This window comes from uncultured Citricoccus sp. (assembly GCF_937871995.1).
GTDB lineage: Bacteria > Actinomycetota > Actinomycetes > Actinomycetales > Micrococcaceae > Citricoccus.
This window is the reverse complement of the sequence record NZ_CALMQR010000055.1, coordinates 1-18,359: the sequence shown is the minus strand read 5'-3', so window position 1 is coordinate 18,359 and position 18,359 is coordinate 1. Positions and strand designations below refer to the sequence as shown.

Below are 18,359 nucleotides of genomic sequence, written 5' to 3'. Positions count from 1 at the left end.
TCCCCGGCCGCACCGCCACCGGCCGCTCGCCCCCGCCGAGGGACCGTCCGGCCCTACACGTCGCGGGCGATCGCGACCCGTCCCCCGCGTGCGGCCTGCTCCAGGGCGGCATGGTCCTGCTCGTTGCGGTCGGCATACCGGGCGGCGAAGTCGGCGAGCGCCTCGTCGAAGCCCCGGCCCTTGCGCAGGTAGGCGTCGATCGCGAACCGGTCCCCGGACCGGGCGTGGGATCGGGCCAGGATCCAGGCACAGTACCGGCCGTAGACCTCCAGGCTGTCGGGGGCGAAATCCTCGATCTCGAACTGGCCCTTCCAGTCCCGCAGCTGGCGGACGTAGTAGTCGCGCACGGTGTCGTTCACCCGGGCCCGTTTCCAGCCGAGCAGCAGGTCGCCGGTGGCCTGCATGATGCGCTGGCCGGTCACGACCCGCTGCCCCTGGGAGGCGTGGCCGGGCACCATGTCGATGCCGGCCTCGTCCGCGGCTCCGACCGTGACCCCCCGGTCGGCGGCGAGCGCCAGGCCGTGCTCCAGCACAGATGCCCGGGCCTCCTTGGACTGCAGGACCAGGGGGTCCATCCCGCCGGCCCCCTCCAGGAGGTACACCCAGGCCCGCCTGCCCACGCTGCCGACGCCCACCACCTTCCGGGCGACGTCGGTGAGCGTGTACTGCCGGAGCATGTGGCGCACGGCGGGCCCGAGGGTCTGGGCGTAGTCCGCCATCATCTCCAGCAGCGTGGCGCGGCGCAGGGCGGCGTCCCCTCCGGGGTACACCTGGTCGAGGGGCACGAGCAGCGGGGGATCGAGACGGAACCGCAGGTGGCCGTCCACCACCTCGGTGGTCTTCCGGGCGGCCTGCCACCGGTCCCGGGACAGGGACTTGCACACAGCCCGGTCCACGCGCCGCATGGCGGCCTCGTCCAGGACGCGGCGCAACTCGTCCAGGGAGGCGACCACGTCCAGTCGCGCGTACCAGAGGTCGATCTCCCCCATACCGGTGAAGCCGCGCATGGCCTTGCGGTAGGACTTGGACATCGCCGCCACCGCGCGTCGGCACACCGAGGGGTCGAAGCCGTTGTCCCGGCCCGCGGCCTCGATGCTGGCGGCCAGGCGCTTGAGGTCCCACTCGAAGGGCCCGGGGTAGGTCTCGTCGAAGTCGTTGACGTCGAAGACCAGCCGCCGCTCGAACGAGGCGAACAGCCCGAAGTTGCCCACGTGCGCGTCCCCGCACAGCTGGGCGTGCAGCCCGGTGTTCGGCACGGACCCCAGGTCATCGCTCATGATCACGGCGGCGCCGCGGTAGAAGGTGAACGGCGAGACCAGCATCCGCCCGTAGCGCACGGGCACCAGCCCGGGAATGTCACCGGCAGCCTGCCGTTCCAGCAGCGCCACGGGGTCGACGCCGGCCGGCCGGACGGGCAGCTCGGCGTGCGCCTCGTGCGGAACGGCCCGCCGGGCACGTTCACCGCGCGCACGCCGTGACTCGATGCTCGGGGCGTCCTCCCGCATCCGCGGGACGGTCTCAGCCATCGGAGGACCTCGCGCAGCACCGTGACATGACAGGCTCCTCCGTTCGCCGGCGACGGGCGTGTGCCGGCCGTCCCTCCATGCTCGGATCACCGGTCCGGGCACTCAAGGACTCACCGGCCGCAGGAGGGCCCGGGATACTCCGGAGCCCGGTGGCCCGGGCAGTCCTGACGCGTCATCGGGGGCCGGGCCCAGCCGGCCCGGCCCCCTGGGGGTCGGCGTGCTCAGTCCTTCGACGCGACGTAGTAGGTGTTGAACGGGTCGGTCGCGATGTCCTTGGCCTCGACGGTGGTGAAGCCCGCCTCGGACACCATCCGCTCCGCCACCTGCCGGCCCCACACCGTGCCCAGCCCGTCACCACCGAGGCCGAGGGAGACGCTCATGCAGTGGAACATCGAGATCGCGTAGAGGTAGCTGGCCCAGGGCAGGCTGAGGTTGTCCTCCACCTGGCTCTCGGCCCTGATGTCCACCATCAGGAACACGCCACCCGGCCGGAGGGCCCGGTGGATGTTGCCCAGCACCCGGGCGGGATGGGCCTGGTCGTGGATCGCGTCGAAGGCCGTGATGGCGTCGAATCCCTCCGCCACGTCCAGCGCGGCGACGTCGAGGACCTCGAACCGGGCATTGTCCAGGCCCCACTCGGCCGCCTCCCGGCGGGCCGTGGCGATGGCGTCCGCGGAGAAGTCGTATCCGGTGAACCGGCTGCCCGGATAGGCGGCCGCCATGAGGTTGATGGCGTGGCCGGAACCGCATCCGATGTCGGCCACGTCGATCCCGGCCTCCAGTCGCTCCGGCAGGCCCTCGACGAGTGGCAGGATCCCGTCGATGAGGGAGGCGTCGTTCACCGCGGCGCTCTCCTGGGCCATGATGCGGTGGAAGTCCGGGTAGTCCGCATAGGACAGCCCGCCACCGTGGTGGAACCGCTCCACGATCGGCTGCTCCACCCGTCCCATCACCCCGATGTACTGCATGAGATGGGCCATGTTGTCCGGGCCGGCGGACTCGGTGAGGACGGCGGCGTGCTCCGGTGGCAGCACGTGGGTGCGGGTGTCCGGGTGGTAGCGGACGATGCCGGCCGTCACCATGCCCGCCAGCCATTCCCGGACGTAGCGTTCGTCGAGGTGTCCCGTGTCCGCCAGCTGCTGGCTGGTGGATCCCGGGTGGCGCACCATCAGCTCGAAGAGCCCGGCCTGGTGCCCGACGCTGATGAGCAGGGCGATGGCCCCCTGGTTCATGAAGCCGACGCAGCGTTCCGCGAAGGCGGCCACGGCGGCGGGGTCGGCCTCCGGCACCGGGGGTGCTGACGCGGTCCCGGCGTCGGTCTGGTGGGACGAGAGTTGCGTGGTCACTGGTCTCTCCTTCGTGGGTGGTGCCAGTGTTCCCTGGCACCGTCAACGCTAGGAGCGGCGCCCCGTCGTGACATCGGGCGGAGTACCCATGGTCCCGCCGCCGGCATGGGGCATTCGATGCAGCCCGTGTTCGTGCGCCCACGCGGCGGCCGCGGTGCGGGAGCCCACCCCGATCTTGGTGAAGATGTTGGCCAGGTGCCGGCCGACCGTCTTCTGGCTGATGAACAGGGCCTCGGCTACCGCGCGGTTGCTGGCTCCGTCTGCCACGAGCGCCAGGACGTCGGCCTCGCGCCCGGTGAGCCCGCCGGGCAGCTGACCACCCCCCAGCCTCCGGACGTCCGGACGCGCGCCGAGGCCGCTGTAGAGGGCCAGCGCCTGGGCCAGGTCGGCGGCCGCCGCCCCGCTCGCGCCGAGCCCGCGGTGGGCCCGGGCCAGGAGCTCGTGCATCCGGGCGGTCTCGTGCCGGGCCCCCAGGGCACGGTATTCGGCGGCCGCCCGGCGCACCACGGGCAGGGCCTCGGCATACCGTTGACCCGTCACCAGCACCAGCGCCCGCGCGTGGGCCGCCCAGGCCCGGAACCCGGGGGTGCCGAAGTCCGTGGCCGTGGACTCCAGTTCCGAGCACAGGTGCTCGGCCTCCTGCACCCGTCCCAGGGACAGGGCCACCTCCACGCCGGCGCCCAGCAGCCCTGCCCCGGCCAGCCGGTCCCGTCCGGCCAGTGCCGCGCACAGAGCGGCCCAGGCGTCCTCGGACCTGCCCTCGGCGTGCAGGAGCAGTGCCTCCCCCGGTTGAGGATCGGTGCCGAGGCGCCGGGACTGGTCGTAGGCCGCCCGCGCGGCGGCAGTGTCACCGCGGAGCCGGCGGATCTCGCCGAGCTGGTAGAAGGCCTCCGCGGCGACCCAGTTGTTGCGGCCGATGAGTTCGGTGCCGCTGCGTTCGATGGCCTCCTCCGCCTGGTCCCAGTGGCCCTCGACGCACTGCAGCTGGAGCCGGTGGATGCGGCAGATGCCGGAGTAGACGACCTCGCCCCGGAACTGGTGGCACCACTGTTCGGTGGCCTGGGTCCAGGCGCGCATGCGCGGCAGGTCGGCCAGGGCGTGGCAGGCGTGGATCACCGTGCAGTAGATGTCCCCGGCCCACTCCGGCGGCAGCTGCCCCGCCAGCACCGGCAGCATGGCCTCGTCCAGTTGCGCGAAGCCCCGGGCGGTCGCACCGTCGCGGATGTCGGCCAGGCCGGACAGGACCAGGCTGAACGAGGTCAGTTGCGGAGCCCGCAACCGCCGGCCCAGGTCGTCCAGCCTGGCCGCTGTCTCCCGGGTGGGCCGCAGGTCCCCGTAGTCCAGGTCCACGGACGCGTCCAGGTACAGCAGGTACCCGTGCTCCACGCAGTCCGGGAGGTCCTTGAGGAGGCGCCGGACGCGGCTGGCCCAGCCGGAGGAGATCACGAGGTCGCCGCGGATGAACCACAGCAGTCCCAGGTTCAGCGCCTTCATGGCGGCCGCGAGGGGGGCGCCGTCGTCCTCGTAGCGGTGGTAGACCTCCTCGGAGAGGGAGACCGACTCCCTGACCTCCCCGACCCACCACAACGTGCTGCTGTACCGGTCCAGGTCCTCCGTGGGCAGCTCCCCCAGCGAACGGGCCCGGGCGAAGTCGCGGTGGGCGCTGTCCCACTCACCGCGGGCGAATGACGCCCGGGCCGCCGTCAGCAGGGTGGTGCCGTTCTCAGCCATCGGGACTCCTGGTCCACTGTATCCCCGGCCGGGCAGGGAGTCACGGAGTGGCCGGTCAGGACCCCACGGGCTAGGGGGCCTGGCGCCGGACCGTCCGCGTCAGCGTCCTGACGATCATGAGCACCAACAGCAGGATGCCCACGTAGCCGTTGATCACGTAGACGATGTTGACCATCTGGTCGAACGGCAGGATCAGGCCGATGATCGTGCCGAGGGCGGCCAGGCCGAGGGTGAGGAACTTGTAGGGGCGGGTCTTGTCCGTGAAGAACCGGGAGGAGACCGTCCACAGCAGGGGCACCGCCGTGGTGTAGATGCCGGCCAGGATGATCACGGCGAAGCCCGCGGCCAGCCAGGGGGCGGCGTCGGAGGCCAGGACGAGCATCGGGATCTGGGTGCCGGCGACCATCTCGATGTTCGCCAGCAGGCCGAGGCCGACGACGATGCAGGCCACGGAGAAGACCACGCCGCCGAGGACTCCCCCGCTGGCGGCCTCCCGCCGGGTGCGGGCGGTCTTGCCCAGCGCGGTCAGGAAGGCCGCGAGCCACAGCATGCAGAAGCCCACGTAGGACAGACCGGCCATGAACCAGTTGGTGGAGGCCTGGGTCAGGTCCAGTTCCGGGAGGATGGCCGCTCCGCTGACGATCCCCTCCGGGTTGCGGAGGACGCCGAGGATGCCGAGGGCGACGGCGATCACCACGATCAACGGCCCGACCTTGCCGATGACGTCCACCAGGCTCTTCAGTCCGAACCAGACCGTGATGCCCACGGCTGCGGCCAGGCCGATCCCCCCGACGAACTTGGACATCCCGTAGTGCTCCTCGAACACCGCGCCGGCACCGGCGACCATCACGGTGAAGGACAGGAACACGAACAGGATGGAGAAGTAGTCGAAGAAGGTGCCCAGGTAGCGCCCGCAGTAGTAGTGGAAGATCCGTGAGGGCCGGTCGAACGCCCTCGCCTGGCCGACCACGAAGAACTCGACGCACACGTAGGTGATCAGCACCAGGACGAGCAACCCCGTGCCGAAGATGCCCCAGTACCCGTAGGACGTGAAGTACTGCAGGATCTCCTGGCCGGTGGCGAAGCCCGAACCGATGAGGAAGGCGATGATCGCCCCGGCGTAGGTGATGACCCGCAGCGCGCTGGTCCTCTCCACGCTGGCCAGATGGGTGCTTGAGGCGGGTGGTGCGGTCATGGGAGGACCGGGCCTTTCGTCGAGGGGACTGATATATCAGTATCGGCAGAACCGTATTTCAGATGTGTGACCTAGTCAACAGTTTTCTGTTACAAACATTGCCCTCCACACCCGCAGCGGGCACGATGCCCCGGGTGGGTGTCGATCGGGCGCCGACCCGAGGGCGGGCGCGGTGCCGCCTGCCACCCCGAGGTGGGCCTCTACGCTGGGTACATGGAACCCTCTGCCCCCGACCACTCCGCCCGTCCGTGAACCGACTCTCCCGCGCAGTGCTGGGCCTGTTCGCAGCACCGCGGCTCAACATGCGTGAGGACTACGGGAAGGTCCGACGCGTCCAGCGCCGCCTCGCGACGCTGACGGCCCCACGGCACCGGACCCCGTACCGGCAGGAGTCGTTCACCGACGGCGGCGCGCCGATCCCGGTCCGGATCTTCCAGCCCAGGGAACGGCGGCGCGACGACGTCCTGCTCTTCTTCCACGGCGGTGGCTGGGTCACCGGTGACATCGTCAGCTACACCTCGGCCTGCACCACGATGGCCGATCTCACCGGGTGCGTGGTGGCCTCCGTGGACTACAGGCTGGCACCGGAGCACCCCTTCCCGGCGGGGCTGGAGGACTGCTACCGCGTGGCCAACGCCCTGCTGCGGGACCCGCACAGGGCGGGCATCGAGAATGCCGGCAAGATCGTCCTGGTGGGTGACTCGGCCGGGGGCAACCTGGTGGCAGCCGTCTCCCTGCTGCTGAAGGAGCGTGGTCAGCGGGGCGCGGACCGCCAGATCCTCCTCTACCCGGTGACCCACTGGGACCACGATCCCCAGACCTCGCCGTTCGCCTCGGTGCACCACCACGGGGAGGGTTACCGGCTCACCAACACCGAGGTCGAGGACTACTTCGAGCTCTACGTCCCCGATCCGGGACAACGTCGCGACCCGCGGGTCGCCCCGCTGATGGCGACCGACCTGTCCGGACAACCCAGGACGCTAGTGATCACGGCCGAACGGGACCTGCTGTGCGACGAGGGCGAGGCCTACGGCCATGCGCTCGAGGAGGCCGGGAATGCGGTGCGCGTCCACCGGGTGGACGGGGCGCTGCACGGGTTCATCGTCCTGCCGCGGTTCTCCCGGTACCTGCGAGAGGCCTACGAGGTGATCGACGCGTTCCTCGAGGACGAGCCGGCCGATGGCGGACGCCAGCGCCCGCGGGAGCCCTCGTGACCCGCCGGACCTGGGTGCGACTGGACAACGCCTCCAACATCTTCCTCGCCGCCCGGACCGACGCCGATCCCAAGGTGTTCCGCCTGAGCGCCGAGACGGACCACGACGTGGACCCGCACCTGTTGCAGGCGGCCCTGGACACCACGTTCGACCGCTACCCGCTCTACCATGCGGTGCTGCGCCGCGGCGTGTTCTGGTACTACCTCCAGGACAGCGACCTGCGTCCCGTCGTCACCGCGGAGGACCAGTACACCTGCGCCCCGCTCTACCAGTCGGACCGGCGGAACCTGCTGTTCCGCGTGGTGCACCATCGCCGCCGGATCATCCTCGAGGTCTTCCACGCCCTGTCCGACGGCACCGGGGCGCTCTGGTTCCTGACCGACCTGCTGACCGCCTACCACCGCCTGCGCTATCCGGATCCGGTGCGCCCGGCCGCAGGCGCTCGCGAACCCCTCGGCTCCGGGACCGGCCCCGGCCTCGCTGACCCGGTCGCCCCGGTCGTCCCGCCCGGTGGCGACGCGTCGGCGCCGACGCACGCCCTGAGCGGCGACAGCTTCCGGCACTACTTCCTGCGGCGCCGTCGGCAGGGATCGACGGCCACCGGGTCCGCATTCCGCCGCGAGGCCGCTCCGGCCACCCTGACAGCGGCCGCCGGCACCCCGTCGTCGGGCGCGGCGCTGCGGGGAACCGGCGCGCGGCACAGCAGGCCCCGGACGAAGGTCTACCGGGCCGCGGGTACCCGCACCCCGGACAACCGCACCCGTGCCGTCGAGCTCACGATGCCCGCCCAGGGGGTGCTGGCACTGGCCCGCGCCGAGGGGGTCTCGCTCACGATGTACCTGATCGCCGTGTTCTTCGAGTCCCTGCGCCGCTCCTCCGGTGGGCTGGGTGCGGCCCGGACCCTGGCGGCGTCGGTGCCGGTGAACCTGCGGCAGTTCTTCCCCTCGACCTCGGCGCGGAACTTCTTCGCGACCGTCCGGGTGGACCACACCTACGGCGAGGGCCCGGACGACGTCGGCTCCGTCAGCCGGCAGCTCGACGGCCAGTTCCGGCCCAAGGCCTCCCCCGAGGCCCTGGAGAGGAAGCTGCGACGGTTCATCCGCTTCGAGCGGACGCCCGTGCTGAGGATCCTCCCGCGCCCCCTGAAGGACCTGATCCTGAAGCTGGTCAACGGGGGCACCAACCGGGGACTGAGCGTCGCGGTCTCGAACCTGGGCCGCGTGAGCCTGCCGGAGCCGGCAGCCTCCCACGTGGGGCGCATCCTGTTCCACGTCACCGCGGTCCGCCCGCAGTTCTGCGCGATCTCCCACGCCGGCCTGCTCACGATCACCTTCACCTCGCCGTTCACGGAGACCGCGCACGTCAGGGACTTCGCCCGCATGCTGACCGCGCGCGGGGTCGACGTGACGGTCGCCGCGGCCCGGGTGACCGAGGACGAGCTCGCGGAGGGGGAACCGTGAGGCGCTGCGCGCAGTGTGCCGTGGACGTGGAGGGCCACTGGACGCGGTGTCCGCTGTGTGCGGCTCCGGTGGCCGGCGAGGCGGCGCCGAGCCCGCTGCCGGCGGTGCCCCTGAACTTCTCCCGCCGCCGGGTGTGGAAGGCCCTGTTCCTCACCTCCGTGGCCGTGATCCTGGCGTCCTTCCTGGCCCAGCTGCTGTTCGGGGCGGCCGCGGACATCGGGCTCGTGCGGTCCGTCTGGCTGGGCCTGACCGCCATGTGGCTGGTGGTGCTGATGGCCGTGCGCAAGCGGCGCAACGTCGCCAAGGGCACCGTGTACCTCGTGGTCCTGATCGGCCTGGTCTGCGGGTACTGGGACTACCTCAGCGGGTGGAACGGCTGGTCCCTGGCCTACGCGGTGCCGGCCCTGTGCGCGTCGGCCATCATCGCCGTGCTGATCACGGTGCGGGTCATGCGGACCGAGGTGGGCGAGCACATCCTCTACAGCGGGCTGACCGTCCTGCTGGGCCTGGCCCCCCTGGTGTTCCTGGGCCTCGGCTGGGTGACCAACCCGGTGCCCTCGGTGGTCTGCGGGGCGCTCAGCATCTGCGCCCTGGTGGTGGTGCAGGTGGCCCGGGGCGCGGAGGTGCGCCACGAGCTCGCCAAGCGCCTGCACGTGTAGGCGTCTGGCGGCCTCGTGGTCCCGGGGTGGGCTCCCGGGGTCGTGAGCGTGGATGGGACATGGCCCGTCCACGATCACTCGTCCCAGACCTGCACCACGTTCTGCCGGGTGATCAGTCCCGCCGCGATGTCCGCCGTGCAGGCGCACCACACGGTGGTCCCGTCCGGGTAGCGGCACAGGGTCGTCAGGGCGACCCGGTCCTCGCCGACCACCGGGTCGACCACCCGATGGGTCATGTCCCGGGAGTAGGTGTCCTCCAGCCAGGGACGGATCTGGTCCTTCCCCGTGAGGACCTGTGGCGACCTCGGTGGATGGTTCCGGTCGACGATGGTCACCTCGGCGTCGTCGGCATAGGACCCCAGCAGGGTCTCGGCGTTGCGTTCCTCCGTGGCCCGGGTGAAACCGGCCAGGTCGAAGGCTGTGTTGGCGTTCATGGCTGTGTCCTGGTGTTCGGGCCCTCCGCACGGCAATTCTCCCGCTGCGGGGCACCGTGGGCAACGGCCGCGGGCCGTGGTGGAGGACCTGGTCCGCGGTGCCGCCCGACCCTCATCCGAGGTCGCCGAGCTCGTTCAGCAGCGCCAGTCCGCGGCGGGCCCAGGCGATCTCCTGTTCGGCCTGGTCCACCGTCCCCCCGTGCGCGAACTCCTTGAACCGCATGATGCGCTCCCGCTGCTGCGGAGCCGTGGTGGACAGCCGGCGCTGGAGGGTGGGCTGGCTCTCACTGCGGATCTCATCGATCACCTGCTGGGCCAGATCCCGTTGGTGCTCGAAGTGGGCGATGTGGGACTCCAGCTGCCGCCGGGCGTCCCCCGGGTCCGCCCACTCGAAGTAGGCGGCCTTGAGTCGAGCCGGGTTGCGGACCGGAACGTAGGCCAGCGGTTCCCGCTGCCAGGCCCTCAGTGCCTCGTAACCCTCCGGGGACACGGAGTACTCCGTCTTCGTGGCCCCCTTGGTCCCCCACGGGACCTGGCGTGCGGTCAGCAACCCCTCGGCCTGCATCTTGCGCAGCTCCGGGTAGATCTGCGAATCCAGGGCGTGCCACACGTGACCCACCGAGGAGCCGAACTGACGGCTGGCGTCATAGCCGGTCAACGGGCCCGCGGACAGCAGGGCCAGCAGTGCATGGCGGAGACTCATCGCCGGACAACCTCCTCGTGATGTGGCGCACTTGGAAAACTCCGGCACCACCCCTTATGGTGATCCACATTACCAAATAACTCAGCCCTGAGTGAGTGCGCCCGTCAAAATAACTCAGGACAGAGTTATTGCTCGTCGGCAGGCACCGCCCCCTTGCCGGGCACCATCCGCTAGGAGTCACCATGACCACCACCGTCCAGGCCCCCGCTCACGCCCCCACACCGCTGGCGCCCACCGGGGCTGCCAACACCGAGGGGGCCACCACCTCGGCCACGATCTTCAACCACCCGCTCAACGCCTGGTACGTTGCCGCGTGGGACCACGAGGTCACCTCGAAGGGAATCCTGGCCCGCACCATCGCCAAGCGGCCCCTGGCCCTCTACCGCACCCAGGACGGCAAGGCCGTGGCCCTGGCCGACGCGTGCTGGCACCGCCTCGCGCCGCTGTCCCAGGGCAGGCTCGTCGGCCGCGACGGGATCCAGTGCCCGTACCACGGGCTGGAGTACAACTCGGCCGGTCGCTGCACCAAGATGCCGGCCCAGGAGACCGTGAATCCCTCTGCCGTGGTGCCGTCCTTCCCGGTGGTCGAGCGCTATCGCTACGTCTGGGTGTGGCTGGGTGATCCCACCCGGGCCGATCCGGACCTCGTCCCGGACATGTTCCAGATGGACAGCCCCGACTGGGCCGGGGACGGACTGGTGATCGAGGCCGACTGCAATTACCAGTTGATCCTGGACAACCTGATGGACCTCACCCATGAGGAGTTCGTCCACGCCGGCTCCATCGGCCAGGAGGAGCTGAGCGAGTCCGACTTCGAGGTCACCCACTCCGACCGCACCGTCACGGTCACCCGCTGGATGTACGGCATCGACGCCCCGCCGTTCTGGCTGAAGAACATGCGGGACAAGTTCCCCGGTTTCGAGGGCAAGGTCGACCGCTGGCAGATCATCCACTACGAATACCCGGCCACCATCCGCATCGACGTGGGCGTGGCCAAGGCAGGCACCGGTGCGCCCCAGGGCGACCGCTCCCAGGGGGTGAACGGTTTCGTCATGAACACCATCACGCCCAGGACGGACCGGTCCTCGCACTACTTCTGGGCCTTCATGCGCAACTACCGCCTGGACAGCCAACTGATCACCACCCAGCTGCGTGACGGCGTGCACGGGGTCTTCGGTGAGGACGAGGCCATGCTCAAGGCCCAGCAGGAGGCCATCGACGCCAACCCGGACTATGAGTTCTACAGCCTCAACATCGACTCCGGCGGCATGTGGGTCCGCCGGATCATCGAGAAGGCCCTGGCCGCCGAGGGCCGCCCCACCGCGGCCCCGGCCGGAAAGTCCCCGACGTCGGTCACCGGCGTCCCCGCCCAGGGGCGGGGTCGCTGATCATGGGCCACGCCCCCGCGAGCTCCTGGCAGGACTCCGTCGTCGTCGCCGCCACCGAGGTGGCCGACCGCATCCGTCGCATCACCCTGCGCCCCGTACGGCCACAGGCCGTCCGGCCCGGTGAGCACGTCGACGTGCGCGTGAGGATCGACGGCACCGAGCACCAGCGGTCGTACTCGGTGGTGGACGCCACCCAGGACGGCTCCGAGCTCTCGCTCAGCGTCTTCCACACGCCCACCTCCCGCGGCGGCTCGACATTCATGCACACCCTCACCGCCGGCGACCGGCTGCGGATCACCACCCCCCAGCAGGACTTCCCGCTGCGGATCGGCGCGCAGCGTTACGTGCTGCTCGCCGGCGGCATCGGCATCACGGCCCTGGTGGACATGGCCCGGGTCCTGAAGCGGGTCAAGGCCGACTACCGCGTGGTCTACGTGGGACGCACCCACGAGGCCATGGCCTATGCCGAGGACCTGGTCGCCGAGCACGGGGACCGCATCACCCTCCACACCGACGACACCGACGGACGGTTCGACGTCCAGGCCCTGGTCCAGGGGATCGGCCACGGCACCGAGCTCTACATGTGCGGTCCCATCCGCCTCATGGACGCGGTCCGCCGGGCCTGGGCCGCCACCGACCTCGACCAGACCAACCTGCGGTACGAGACCTTCGGCAACAGCGGCTGGTTCGACCCCGAGCCGTTCCGAGTCCGCATCCCCCGCCTGGACGTGGAGACGGTCGTCGGTCCGGGCGAGTCCCTCCTGGAGGCCCTGGAACGGGACGGCGTGGAGATGATGTCCGACTGCCGCAAGGGAGAGTGCGGGATCTGCCAGGTCAAGGTCCTCGACGTCCAGGGACAGGCTGACCACCGGGACGTCTTCCACTCGGACCGCCAGAAGGACGCCACCAAGACCCTATGCCCCTGCGTCTCGCGGGTCGCCTGCGGCGGTACCGCTCGTGCTGCCGGCCCCGCCGTGCTGACCATCGACGTCACCTGAGCGTCGACGATCCCCTACAACTCCCGTCGCCGAAGCGGCCGGGCCCACACCGGGCCCGGCCCCAGACCCAGACAAGGAACACCCGTGGAGTCCCAGACCCCCCACACGCCGGCCACCCAACCCCAGGAGGCCACCACCGCGGTCCCCCGGCGGGACCTCAAGCAGGCCATCGAGACCAGTCCCATGTCCGCCTACCAGTGGTTGCTCGTCGCCGTCGCCACCTTCCTCAACGCCCTCGACGGCTACGACGTCCTGGCCATGGCGTTCACGGCGACCTCCGTCACCGAGGAATTCGGCCTCAGCGGCGGGGAACTCGGCACCCTGCTGAGCACCGGACTCATCGGCATGGCCGTGGGTTCCCTCGTGGTGGGTCCCCTGGCCGACCGATTCGGCCGGCAGCGACTGCTGATCTCCGCCCTGGCCGTCAACGCCCTCGGTCTGGGCCTCTCGGCCACGGCCGGATCGGCCGTGGAACTCGGCGCCTGGCGTGTCATCACCGGGCTGGGCATCGGCGGCATCCTGGCCACGGTCACCGTGATCGTCAGCGAGTACTCGAACCGGCGTCACCGCGGCATGGCCGTCAGCATCTTCACCGCCGGCTACGGGGTGGGTGCCACCCTCGGTGGCATGGGCGCCACCCAGCTGATCCCCGCCTTCGGCTGGCGCAGCGTGTTCTTCGTCGGAGCCGTGCTCACCGTCGTCGCCGTGCTGCTGGTGCTGGCCTTCGTCCCCGAGTCGGTGGACTTCCTGCGGTCCAGGCAGCCCGCCAACGCCCAGGCGAAGCTGGACCGCATCGCCCGCCGTACCGGACAGACCGGTTCCTTCGGACTGGGGACCGCAGCGGAGGCCTCGCACCGCGGCAACGGCCCCACCGGACTGCTGGACCGGCGCTACCGGACGTCAACGGTCCTGCTGTGGGTTGCGTTCTTCCTCATCATGTTCGGCTTCTACTTCGCCAACTCCTGGACCCCCAAACTGCTCGTCGAGACCGGCATGTCCGAACAGCAGGGCATCATCGGCGGGATCATGCTGACCCTGGGCGGCACCTTCGGGTCCCTGCTCTACGGTGTCCTGACCACCAGGTGGAACCCCCGGCTCACCCTGGTCGTGTTCACCGTGCTCTCGGCCCTCACCCTGGTGCTGTTCATCACCACCACCTCCATCCCGCTGGTCGCCTTCTCCAGCGGCGTCCTCGTGGGCATGCTGATCAACGGTTGCCTCGCGGGCCTCTACACCGTGGCCCCGCAGGTCTACGGCCCGCAGTTGCGCACCACGGGCGTGGGCTTCGCCATCGGCGTGGGCCGGGCCGGTGCCATCCTGGCGCCGATCACCGTCGGTTTCCTGCTCGACGCCGGCTGGTCGCCCACGCAGCTCTACATCGGCGTGGCGGTGGTCGTCCTGGCGGCGGCCTTCGCTGCCTTCGGGCTGCGGCCGTACCAGGACAACCCGTCCGGAGCGTCAGGTGCCGACGGGGACCACCCGGCCGCCGTCAGCCCGGGGGCTCCTGCCGCCCCGTCCCGCGAAACCATCACACACGACGAGTAGGACCAGTGATCCACCGGGTGAGGGGGCGCCACCGGGCCCACGACAGGTCTCGGGCATGGCGGGCGATCCCGAGTACGTGAGACCGGTTCATGGCGGCAGCCCTCTCGTGGGGCCTTGACAGAGTCCGCCCCGCGAAAGTGCGGTTGGGCTCGCGCCCATGCGGGATGTTCGCATACGGCCCCGCGTCATCTGAACGGTTCACCGGTCGGGTCCTACGGGACGCTGGCCGAGGGGTCCGACGTCGATCCACGCCAACCGCCCGGGCGTCCGGTGGGGGTTCGTCGTGTGGGACGGTATGAGCAGTGATCCCAGTTCCGCGTTCAGGGCCTGGCCGTAGCGAGTGCTCTGGTGGTCCATTGCTCCCGGGGGCCTGAGCGTCGCTGCAGGTCATTCCGACGGCGTTGGGTATCGAGTGCCCAGCTTCTCCGTCAACGACAGCCGCACGGTGGACCACTCGGACTCGATGATCGAGAACACCACCACGTCGCGCATGGTCCCGTCGCGCCACAGGTCGTGATTGCGCAGCACGCCATCCTGCTTGGCTCCCAATGCGGCCACGGCAGCCCGGGAGCGATGATTGTGCCAATGCGTGCGGAACTCCACGGCGATGCACTCCAGAGCCTCGAAGGCGTGGGCGAGCTGCAACAGTTTCACCTGCGTGTTGACCCCGGTGCCCTGGACGCTGGGGGCGATCCAGGTGGAACCGATCTCCAGACGCCGGTGGTCCGGTCGGATGTTCAGGAACGTCGTCATTCCCACCGCCCGCCCGTGTGCATCACGGATGGTCCACGGCACGATCTGGCCGGCGGCGTGGTTGGTCAGTCGCTTGTCGATCTCCGCGCTCATGCGATCCGGTGAAGGTAGCCGGGTGTACCAAACCTTGTAGAGGTCACCCTCTGCTACGGCCTCCGCCAATTCTTCGGCATGCTCGGAAGCCAACGGCTCCAGGGTCGCCAAGGGTCCGGTGAGCCGGGGAATCGCCAGAAAATCCATGCCATCAGGCTACTGAGCGCACAAGGCCCCAAGCCGCATCCGAAAGGAAACCGGTCATGAGCCAGATGCAGCGTGACAACTGCGGATGGTCCTATCGAGGATCCCCTTGTGGGCCCACATGACGAGGAGGATTCATCTGGGAGTTCAGGACCTCACCCTTCTTCACGTCCCGGCAATGGGGCGCCGGCTAGGAACGCCTCGTACTGGGCCTTCGCCTCGGGCTCGCTCGTGGGCTGCTGAGTCGAGTAGCGCCCGTCCGTGCGGTCCCGCTTTGGCCCGGAGATCCAGTAGAGGTCGTCGGTGTCCACGTCGTAGAAGTTCGCATCCCCGTCCACGTTGGCCCGAGCCGTGCCGGTCACTCGTGCAAGGGTGCGGTCGTGGAAGTATGCGGTCCGCCAGGTCTTGGAGAAGCGCACCCACCCGATCCAGGCGGGCCCACGATCGCGGCCATAACCGGTCTTGAGCTGGACGTACATGATTCGGTCGGGCATGCCTTCAGGATAGGTATGCCCCGTTGCGTCCGAATCCCACTCGTGCGGTCCGCCAGATGCAGCGCGCCCAACTGAACTGCCGGCAAGAACTGGCGGGAGGCTTCAGGGCGTCACCAAATCGTCGAACGCGGCGTCGCGGCTGATTCGTCCCCGAATTTGTCGACGTTGTGTCTGTTAGGGATCCTTCGCTGGGACGGTACTGGTGAACCGCTTCTAGGCACACCGTCGTGCCGGTCAGGATTCCACTTGCGGAAAGGCGAAGAGGGGTCACCGGAGCACCTCTTGAGGCACAGCTCGTTTGAATGCCCTCGTAGTAGCGTCGCAATATGAACGACAGCGAGGGTCAGCCTCCTGTGGTGCGGATGTTCCCGGACTACGCCGACACCGTTCTGTGGTTCGGGGGACCCGTACCGTACGACGAATCCGGCCTCAGTGAAGGGCTGGTCCGCGAACTAGAGGATTGGGAACAGTCCTACTGCGACTCACTGACGCCCGACGAAGACTGGAAGTCATCAGAACTGGCCCGCCAGTTCACCGCGGAAGGCAACCGTCTGGCCCAACGGGTGGCAGATGAACTGGGTGACGGATACGAAGTCCAGTTCAGCTCCTACGAACCCGGTGTCCCGCCGCGCAGGTTCCGTGGGGCGCGCTCGAGCCTCAATCCTCAAGCCGCCGCTGCCTTCGGAGAGCTAGAAGCGACTCTGATCGCGGAGCAGGAGAAATCCGACAACGTTGCAGGTGTTCCTGACGGAGATAACTCCGAGTGGTTCGCCGTTGCCCCGTTGACGGGCGCCATCTTCAGACCGCATCGGTAGACCATCCCTGGTGGGGCACAGGTCTTCATTGGCACCGTTGACGAGTCTTCAGGGGGGCCGGTGCCAGCCGCGGCAACAGATGCCCCCTAAGGTGGTTCAGGTCACCTAGAGGAAGGCGGGGGCGCCGGGCGATGTCGCGAAAAGGCACACACGGATGGATACGGTGCATCGTGGGAACAGCCGCCCTAGGGTTGATCCTCAGCGCCTGTGGAGCCCCAGACCGGGGAACCGAAGCCAGCAGGCCGGCCGACCAGCAGGCGTCGCAGAGCAGTCCGCAATCGACCTTCAGAACCGAGGCACAGATTAGCCCGCCGGACGCCATCTCACCCAGTGCGCGGGTGCCGGGAATCACTTGCCAACATCCGGAGGACACCATGGACGACGAACTGGTCAAGGCCCATCCCGCGTTCACGCGGCACTTCTCGGCACCGATCTACGACGATCCCGCTAACGAGCTCGCCCCCTTCGGTTCCGACGAAGGATGGGACTTACTGTTCACCGTCGCGCAGCGGTGCGAAGAACTGACCGACACCGCCACACTGGATGATGTTCTTGCCCTGGCCGAGGTACCGGTAGCGCACGAGTGGGGTGAGAACCCCGAGGGCGAGCAGTGGTACGAGGCCGCCACCTTCGTCGCGGCAGCCGGGTTCACCCTGCTGCGGTTGACCGGCCAGATAGACCCGGCCGGTCATCAACGGACCATTCAGGCGGTCGACATCCTGATCGACTACTTCGGGGAGCACCCCGACCTGCTCCAACAGAAAGCGGATCTGCAAAGCTGGCCGACCGAGACCACCCCTCAGGGCTGACCACCACGGTCCCCGTCCGTGTGCTCGAGCCCAGAACTCGACGGCCCGCATCTCATTCGAGGATCCTCGACCGAGACAATGGGTGGTTCACCACGGTCGTGGCGTGGATGCGTGTACCAGGCGTGCGGTCTGCCCGAACAGGCCCTGGTGGCTGGCAACCGCCGAGACTCGTGCCAGTCCGTCTTCGAGGAAAGGAACGCGGTTGAGCAAGAACCGTCTTTCTGCACTGCAATCCGAGGCGTTCATCCTGCTCCCGGACACGGTGCAGGACCTGGATAACTTCGTCTGCCACCCGGAGCGGTACTTGGTGAGCTTGTACGCCGACCCCGGACGGGCCGCCGGGCTGTGGCGCGAGCGATTGAAAAGGCATCCCTATGGCAGCGAGGGACTGCTGCGCCTGTCCTACCGCGGACGAGAACTCATCCACCCGGCGTTGTGGGACGAGGTCTCCGGGGTGTGGTTCGCCCTGATCGACTGCCTCCAGGCCTACCTGGAGACCGGCAGGGGCTTGAGCTCGTTCCCTGGCCAGCCCGTGGACGTGGAGATGCGGCGCGCCCGGGCGGGAGCGGTGTTCGGCGTCAACGGCGACCGGGTCCTGGTGGACCCGACCGAGTTCATCCCCGGACTGCTCGATGAGGCCGAGCGATACTCCCGGTGGGTCGAAGACCGCATCGGCACCCTGGACGCACCCACGGACCAGCAGACCGGTGCCCTCCGGCAGGCTCTGGCCAAGCACACCCGATGAAGCGGCGCCCCGCCTAAGACCCCGTTCACAGGAGGTCGCGCCCGGATGGGGATCCCTAATCGGCTCGGCCTCAGTGGCTCGGCGCCCGCTCATGCCGTGGGCCGGGGGGTGCTTTCTCTATTGCACGGATTATTCTCTTCATACGATTTTTTCATGGTCAGTGACGAGCAAGTCCAGGAGTAAGCAGACGAGGCCGAAGCTGGTTACGACGTCGAGGAATTGAAGCGCCGCGGGCGCGGCCGCCCCGGTCGCGGGCTGAGCCAATGCAGGTCGTTGCCGTGCGCCTCACTGCCGAGGAAATTGCGGC

The 18,359-nt window shown here is 69.3% G+C and carries 17 protein-coding genes and 1 pseudogene; 10 read left to right on the top strand and 8 right to left on the bottom strand.

Going from position 1 to position 18,359, the window contains the following annotated elements:
* Window positions 1-53: 53 nt before the first annotated feature.
* From Q0283_RS05605 to Q0283_RS05590, 4 genes are all read right to left on the bottom strand, one after another.
* Window positions 54-1,526, bottom strand: coding sequence for a DUF2252 domain-containing protein (locus tag Q0283_RS05605; protein WP_298043593.1), 1,473 nt, complete (start codon window positions 1,524-1,526; stop codon window positions 54-56).
* A gap of 221 nt (window positions 1,527-1,747) precedes the next feature.
* Complete coding sequence (locus Q0283_RS05600; RefSeq protein WP_298043591.1) at window positions 1,748-2,872, bottom strand: class I SAM-dependent methyltransferase; 1,125 nt, start codon at window positions 2,870-2,872, stop codon at window positions 1,748-1,750.
* A 48-nt stretch (window positions 2,873-2,920) separates the two neighbouring features.
* Complete coding sequence (locus Q0283_RS05595; RefSeq protein WP_298043589.1) at window positions 2,921-4,603, bottom strand: helix-turn-helix transcriptional regulator; 1,683 nt, start codon at window positions 4,601-4,603, stop codon at window positions 2,921-2,923.
* Between the two features lie 70 nt (window positions 4,604-4,673).
* The gene (locus Q0283_RS05590) at window positions 4,674-5,798 is read right to left on the bottom strand and encodes a hypothetical protein (protein WP_183525492.1); all 1,125 of its coding nucleotides are present in this window, start codon (window positions 5,796-5,798) and stop codon (window positions 4,674-4,676) included.
* 248 nt (window positions 5,799-6,046) lie between these two features.
* Here Q0283_RS05590 and Q0283_RS05585 point away from each other — a divergent pair, with 248 nt between their 5' ends.
* The 3 genes from Q0283_RS05585 to Q0283_RS05575 are packed head-to-tail and all read left to right on the top strand — an operon-like array spanning window position 6,047 to window position 9,131.
* On the top strand, window positions 6,047-7,012 hold the full coding sequence (locus tag Q0283_RS05585) for an alpha/beta hydrolase (RefSeq protein WP_298043587.1): 966 nt from the start codon (window positions 6,047-6,049) through the stop codon (window positions 7,010-7,012).
* Entirely contained in the window at window positions 7,009-8,472 is a 1,464-nt protein-coding gene (locus tag Q0283_RS05580) for an alcohol acetyltransferase (RefSeq protein WP_183525489.1), read from the top strand. The genes Q0283_RS05585 and Q0283_RS05580 overlap by 4 nt, the downstream gene beginning before the upstream one ends.
* A complete protein-coding gene (locus Q0283_RS05575; protein WP_183525486.1) occupies window positions 8,469-9,131 on the top strand; it encodes a DUF6320 domain-containing protein in 663 nt (220 codons plus the stop codon). Before Q0283_RS05580 ends, Q0283_RS05575 begins: the two co-directional genes overlap by 4 nt.
* A gap of 74 nt (window positions 9,132-9,205) precedes the next feature.
* Here Q0283_RS05575 and Q0283_RS05570 read toward each other — a convergent pair whose 3' ends face one another.
* On the bottom strand, window positions 9,206-9,565 hold the full coding sequence (locus tag Q0283_RS05570; RefSeq protein ID WP_183525483.1) for a nuclear transport factor 2 family protein: 360 nt from the start codon (window positions 9,563-9,565) through the stop codon (window positions 9,206-9,208).
* A gap of 112 nt (window positions 9,566-9,677) precedes the next feature.
* Complete coding sequence (locus Q0283_RS05565) at window positions 9,678-10,268, bottom strand: PadR family transcriptional regulator (RefSeq protein ID WP_183525480.1); 591 nt, start codon at window positions 10,266-10,268, stop codon at window positions 9,678-9,680.
* Window positions 10,269-10,450: 182 nt separating this feature from the next.
* Here Q0283_RS05565 and Q0283_RS05560 point away from each other — a divergent pair, with 182 nt between their 5' ends.
* The 3 genes from Q0283_RS05560 (at window position 10,451) to Q0283_RS05550 (ending at window position 14,199) form a co-directional block, all read left to right on the top strand.
* Window positions 10,451-11,656 (top strand): aromatic ring-hydroxylating dioxygenase subunit alpha, encoded by a 1,206-nt coding sequence (locus Q0283_RS05560; protein WP_298043584.1) that lies wholly within the window; start codon window positions 10,451-10,453, stop codon window positions 11,654-11,656.
* A 2-nt stretch (window positions 11,657-11,658) separates the two neighbouring features.
* Entirely contained in the window at window positions 11,659-12,654 is a 996-nt protein-coding gene (locus Q0283_RS05555; protein ID WP_298043582.1) for a PDR/VanB family oxidoreductase, read from the top strand.
* An 84-nt stretch (window positions 12,655-12,738) separates the two neighbouring features.
* A complete protein-coding gene (locus Q0283_RS05550) occupies window positions 12,739-14,199 on the top strand; it encodes an MFS transporter (RefSeq protein WP_298043580.1) in 1,461 nt (486 codons plus the stop codon).
* 387 nt (window positions 14,200-14,586) lie between these two features.
* On the opposite strand, the gene Q0283_RS05545 is transcribed toward Q0283_RS05550, so the two are convergent.
* The gene (locus tag Q0283_RS05545; RefSeq protein WP_183525472.1) at window positions 14,587-15,192 is read right to left on the bottom strand and encodes a GNAT family N-acetyltransferase; all 606 of its coding nucleotides are present in this window, start codon (window positions 15,190-15,192) and stop codon (window positions 14,587-14,589) included.
* 152 nt (window positions 15,193-15,344) lie between these two features.
* Window positions 15,345-15,683, bottom strand: coding sequence for a hypothetical protein (locus Q0283_RS05540; protein ID WP_183525469.1), 339 nt, complete (start codon window positions 15,681-15,683; stop codon window positions 15,345-15,347).
* A 326-nt stretch (window positions 15,684-16,009) separates the two neighbouring features.
* On the opposite strand from Q0283_RS05540, the gene Q0283_RS05535 reads away from it, so the two are divergent.
* From Q0283_RS05535 to Q0283_RS05520, 4 genes and pseudogenes are all read left to right on the top strand, one after another.
* Window positions 16,010-16,498 carry a hypothetical protein gene (locus Q0283_RS05535; RefSeq protein WP_183525466.1) on the top strand — a complete coding sequence of 163 codons (489 nt, stop codon included), beginning with the start codon at window positions 16,010-16,012 and terminating at the stop codon, window positions 16,496-16,498.
* Between the two features lie 374 nt (window positions 16,499-16,872).
* Window positions 16,873-17,307: a hypothetical protein gene (locus tag Q0283_RS05530; RefSeq protein ID WP_298043576.1), complete on the top strand. Its 435-nt coding sequence runs from the start codon at window positions 16,873-16,875 to the stop codon at window positions 17,305-17,307.
* A gap of 202 nt (window positions 17,308-17,509) precedes the next feature.
* Complete coding sequence (locus Q0283_RS05525) at window positions 17,510-18,052, top strand: hypothetical protein (RefSeq protein ID WP_298043574.1); 543 nt, start codon at window positions 17,510-17,512, stop codon at window positions 18,050-18,052.
* Between the two features lie 153 nt (window positions 18,053-18,205).
* A pseudogene (locus Q0283_RS05520) lies at window positions 18,206-18,359 on the top strand (antitoxin); the annotation flags it as partial.

What these genes read in the sequence shown, in the direction of transcription:
- Q0283_RS05605 (WP_298043593.1), bottom strand. Translation starts at nt 1,526, where the DNA reads ATGGCTGAGACCGTCCCGCGGATGCGGGAGGACGCCCCGAGCATCGAG.
- Q0283_RS05565 (WP_183525480.1), bottom strand. Translation starts at nt 10,268, where the DNA reads ATGAGTCTCCGCCATGCACTGCTGGCCCTGCTGTCCGCGGGCCCGTTG.
- Q0283_RS05595 (WP_298043589.1), bottom strand. Translation starts at nt 4,603, where the DNA reads ATGGCTGAGAACGGCACCACCCTGCTGACGGCGGCCCGGGCGTCATTC.
- Q0283_RS05545 (WP_183525472.1), bottom strand. Translation starts at nt 15,192, where the DNA reads ATGGATTTTCTGGCGATTCCCCGGCTCACCGGACCCTTGGCGACCCTG.
- Q0283_RS05540 (WP_183525469.1), bottom strand. Translation starts at nt 15,683, where the DNA reads ATGCCCGACCGAATCATGTACGTCCAGCTCAAGACCGGTTATGGCCGC.
- Q0283_RS05560 (WP_298043584.1), top strand. Translation starts at nt 10,451, where the DNA reads ATGACCACCACCGTCCAGGCCCCCGCTCACGCCCCCACACCGCTGGCG.
- Q0283_RS05590 (WP_183525492.1), bottom strand. Translation starts at nt 5,798, where the DNA reads ATGACCGCACCACCCGCCTCAAGCACCCATCTGGCCAGCGTGGAGAGG.
- Q0283_RS05555 (WP_298043582.1), top strand. Translation starts at nt 11,659, where the DNA reads ATGGGCCACGCCCCCGCGAGCTCCTGGCAGGACTCCGTCGTCGTCGCC.
- Q0283_RS05570 (WP_183525483.1), bottom strand. Translation starts at nt 9,565, where the DNA reads ATGAACGCCAACACAGCCTTCGACCTGGCCGGTTTCACCCGGGCCACG.
- Q0283_RS05535 (WP_183525466.1), top strand. Translation starts at nt 16,010, where the DNA reads ATGAACGACAGCGAGGGTCAGCCTCCTGTGGTGCGGATGTTCCCGGAC.
- Q0283_RS05530 (WP_298043576.1), top strand. Translation starts at nt 16,873, where the DNA reads ATGGACGACGAACTGGTCAAGGCCCATCCCGCGTTCACGCGGCACTTC.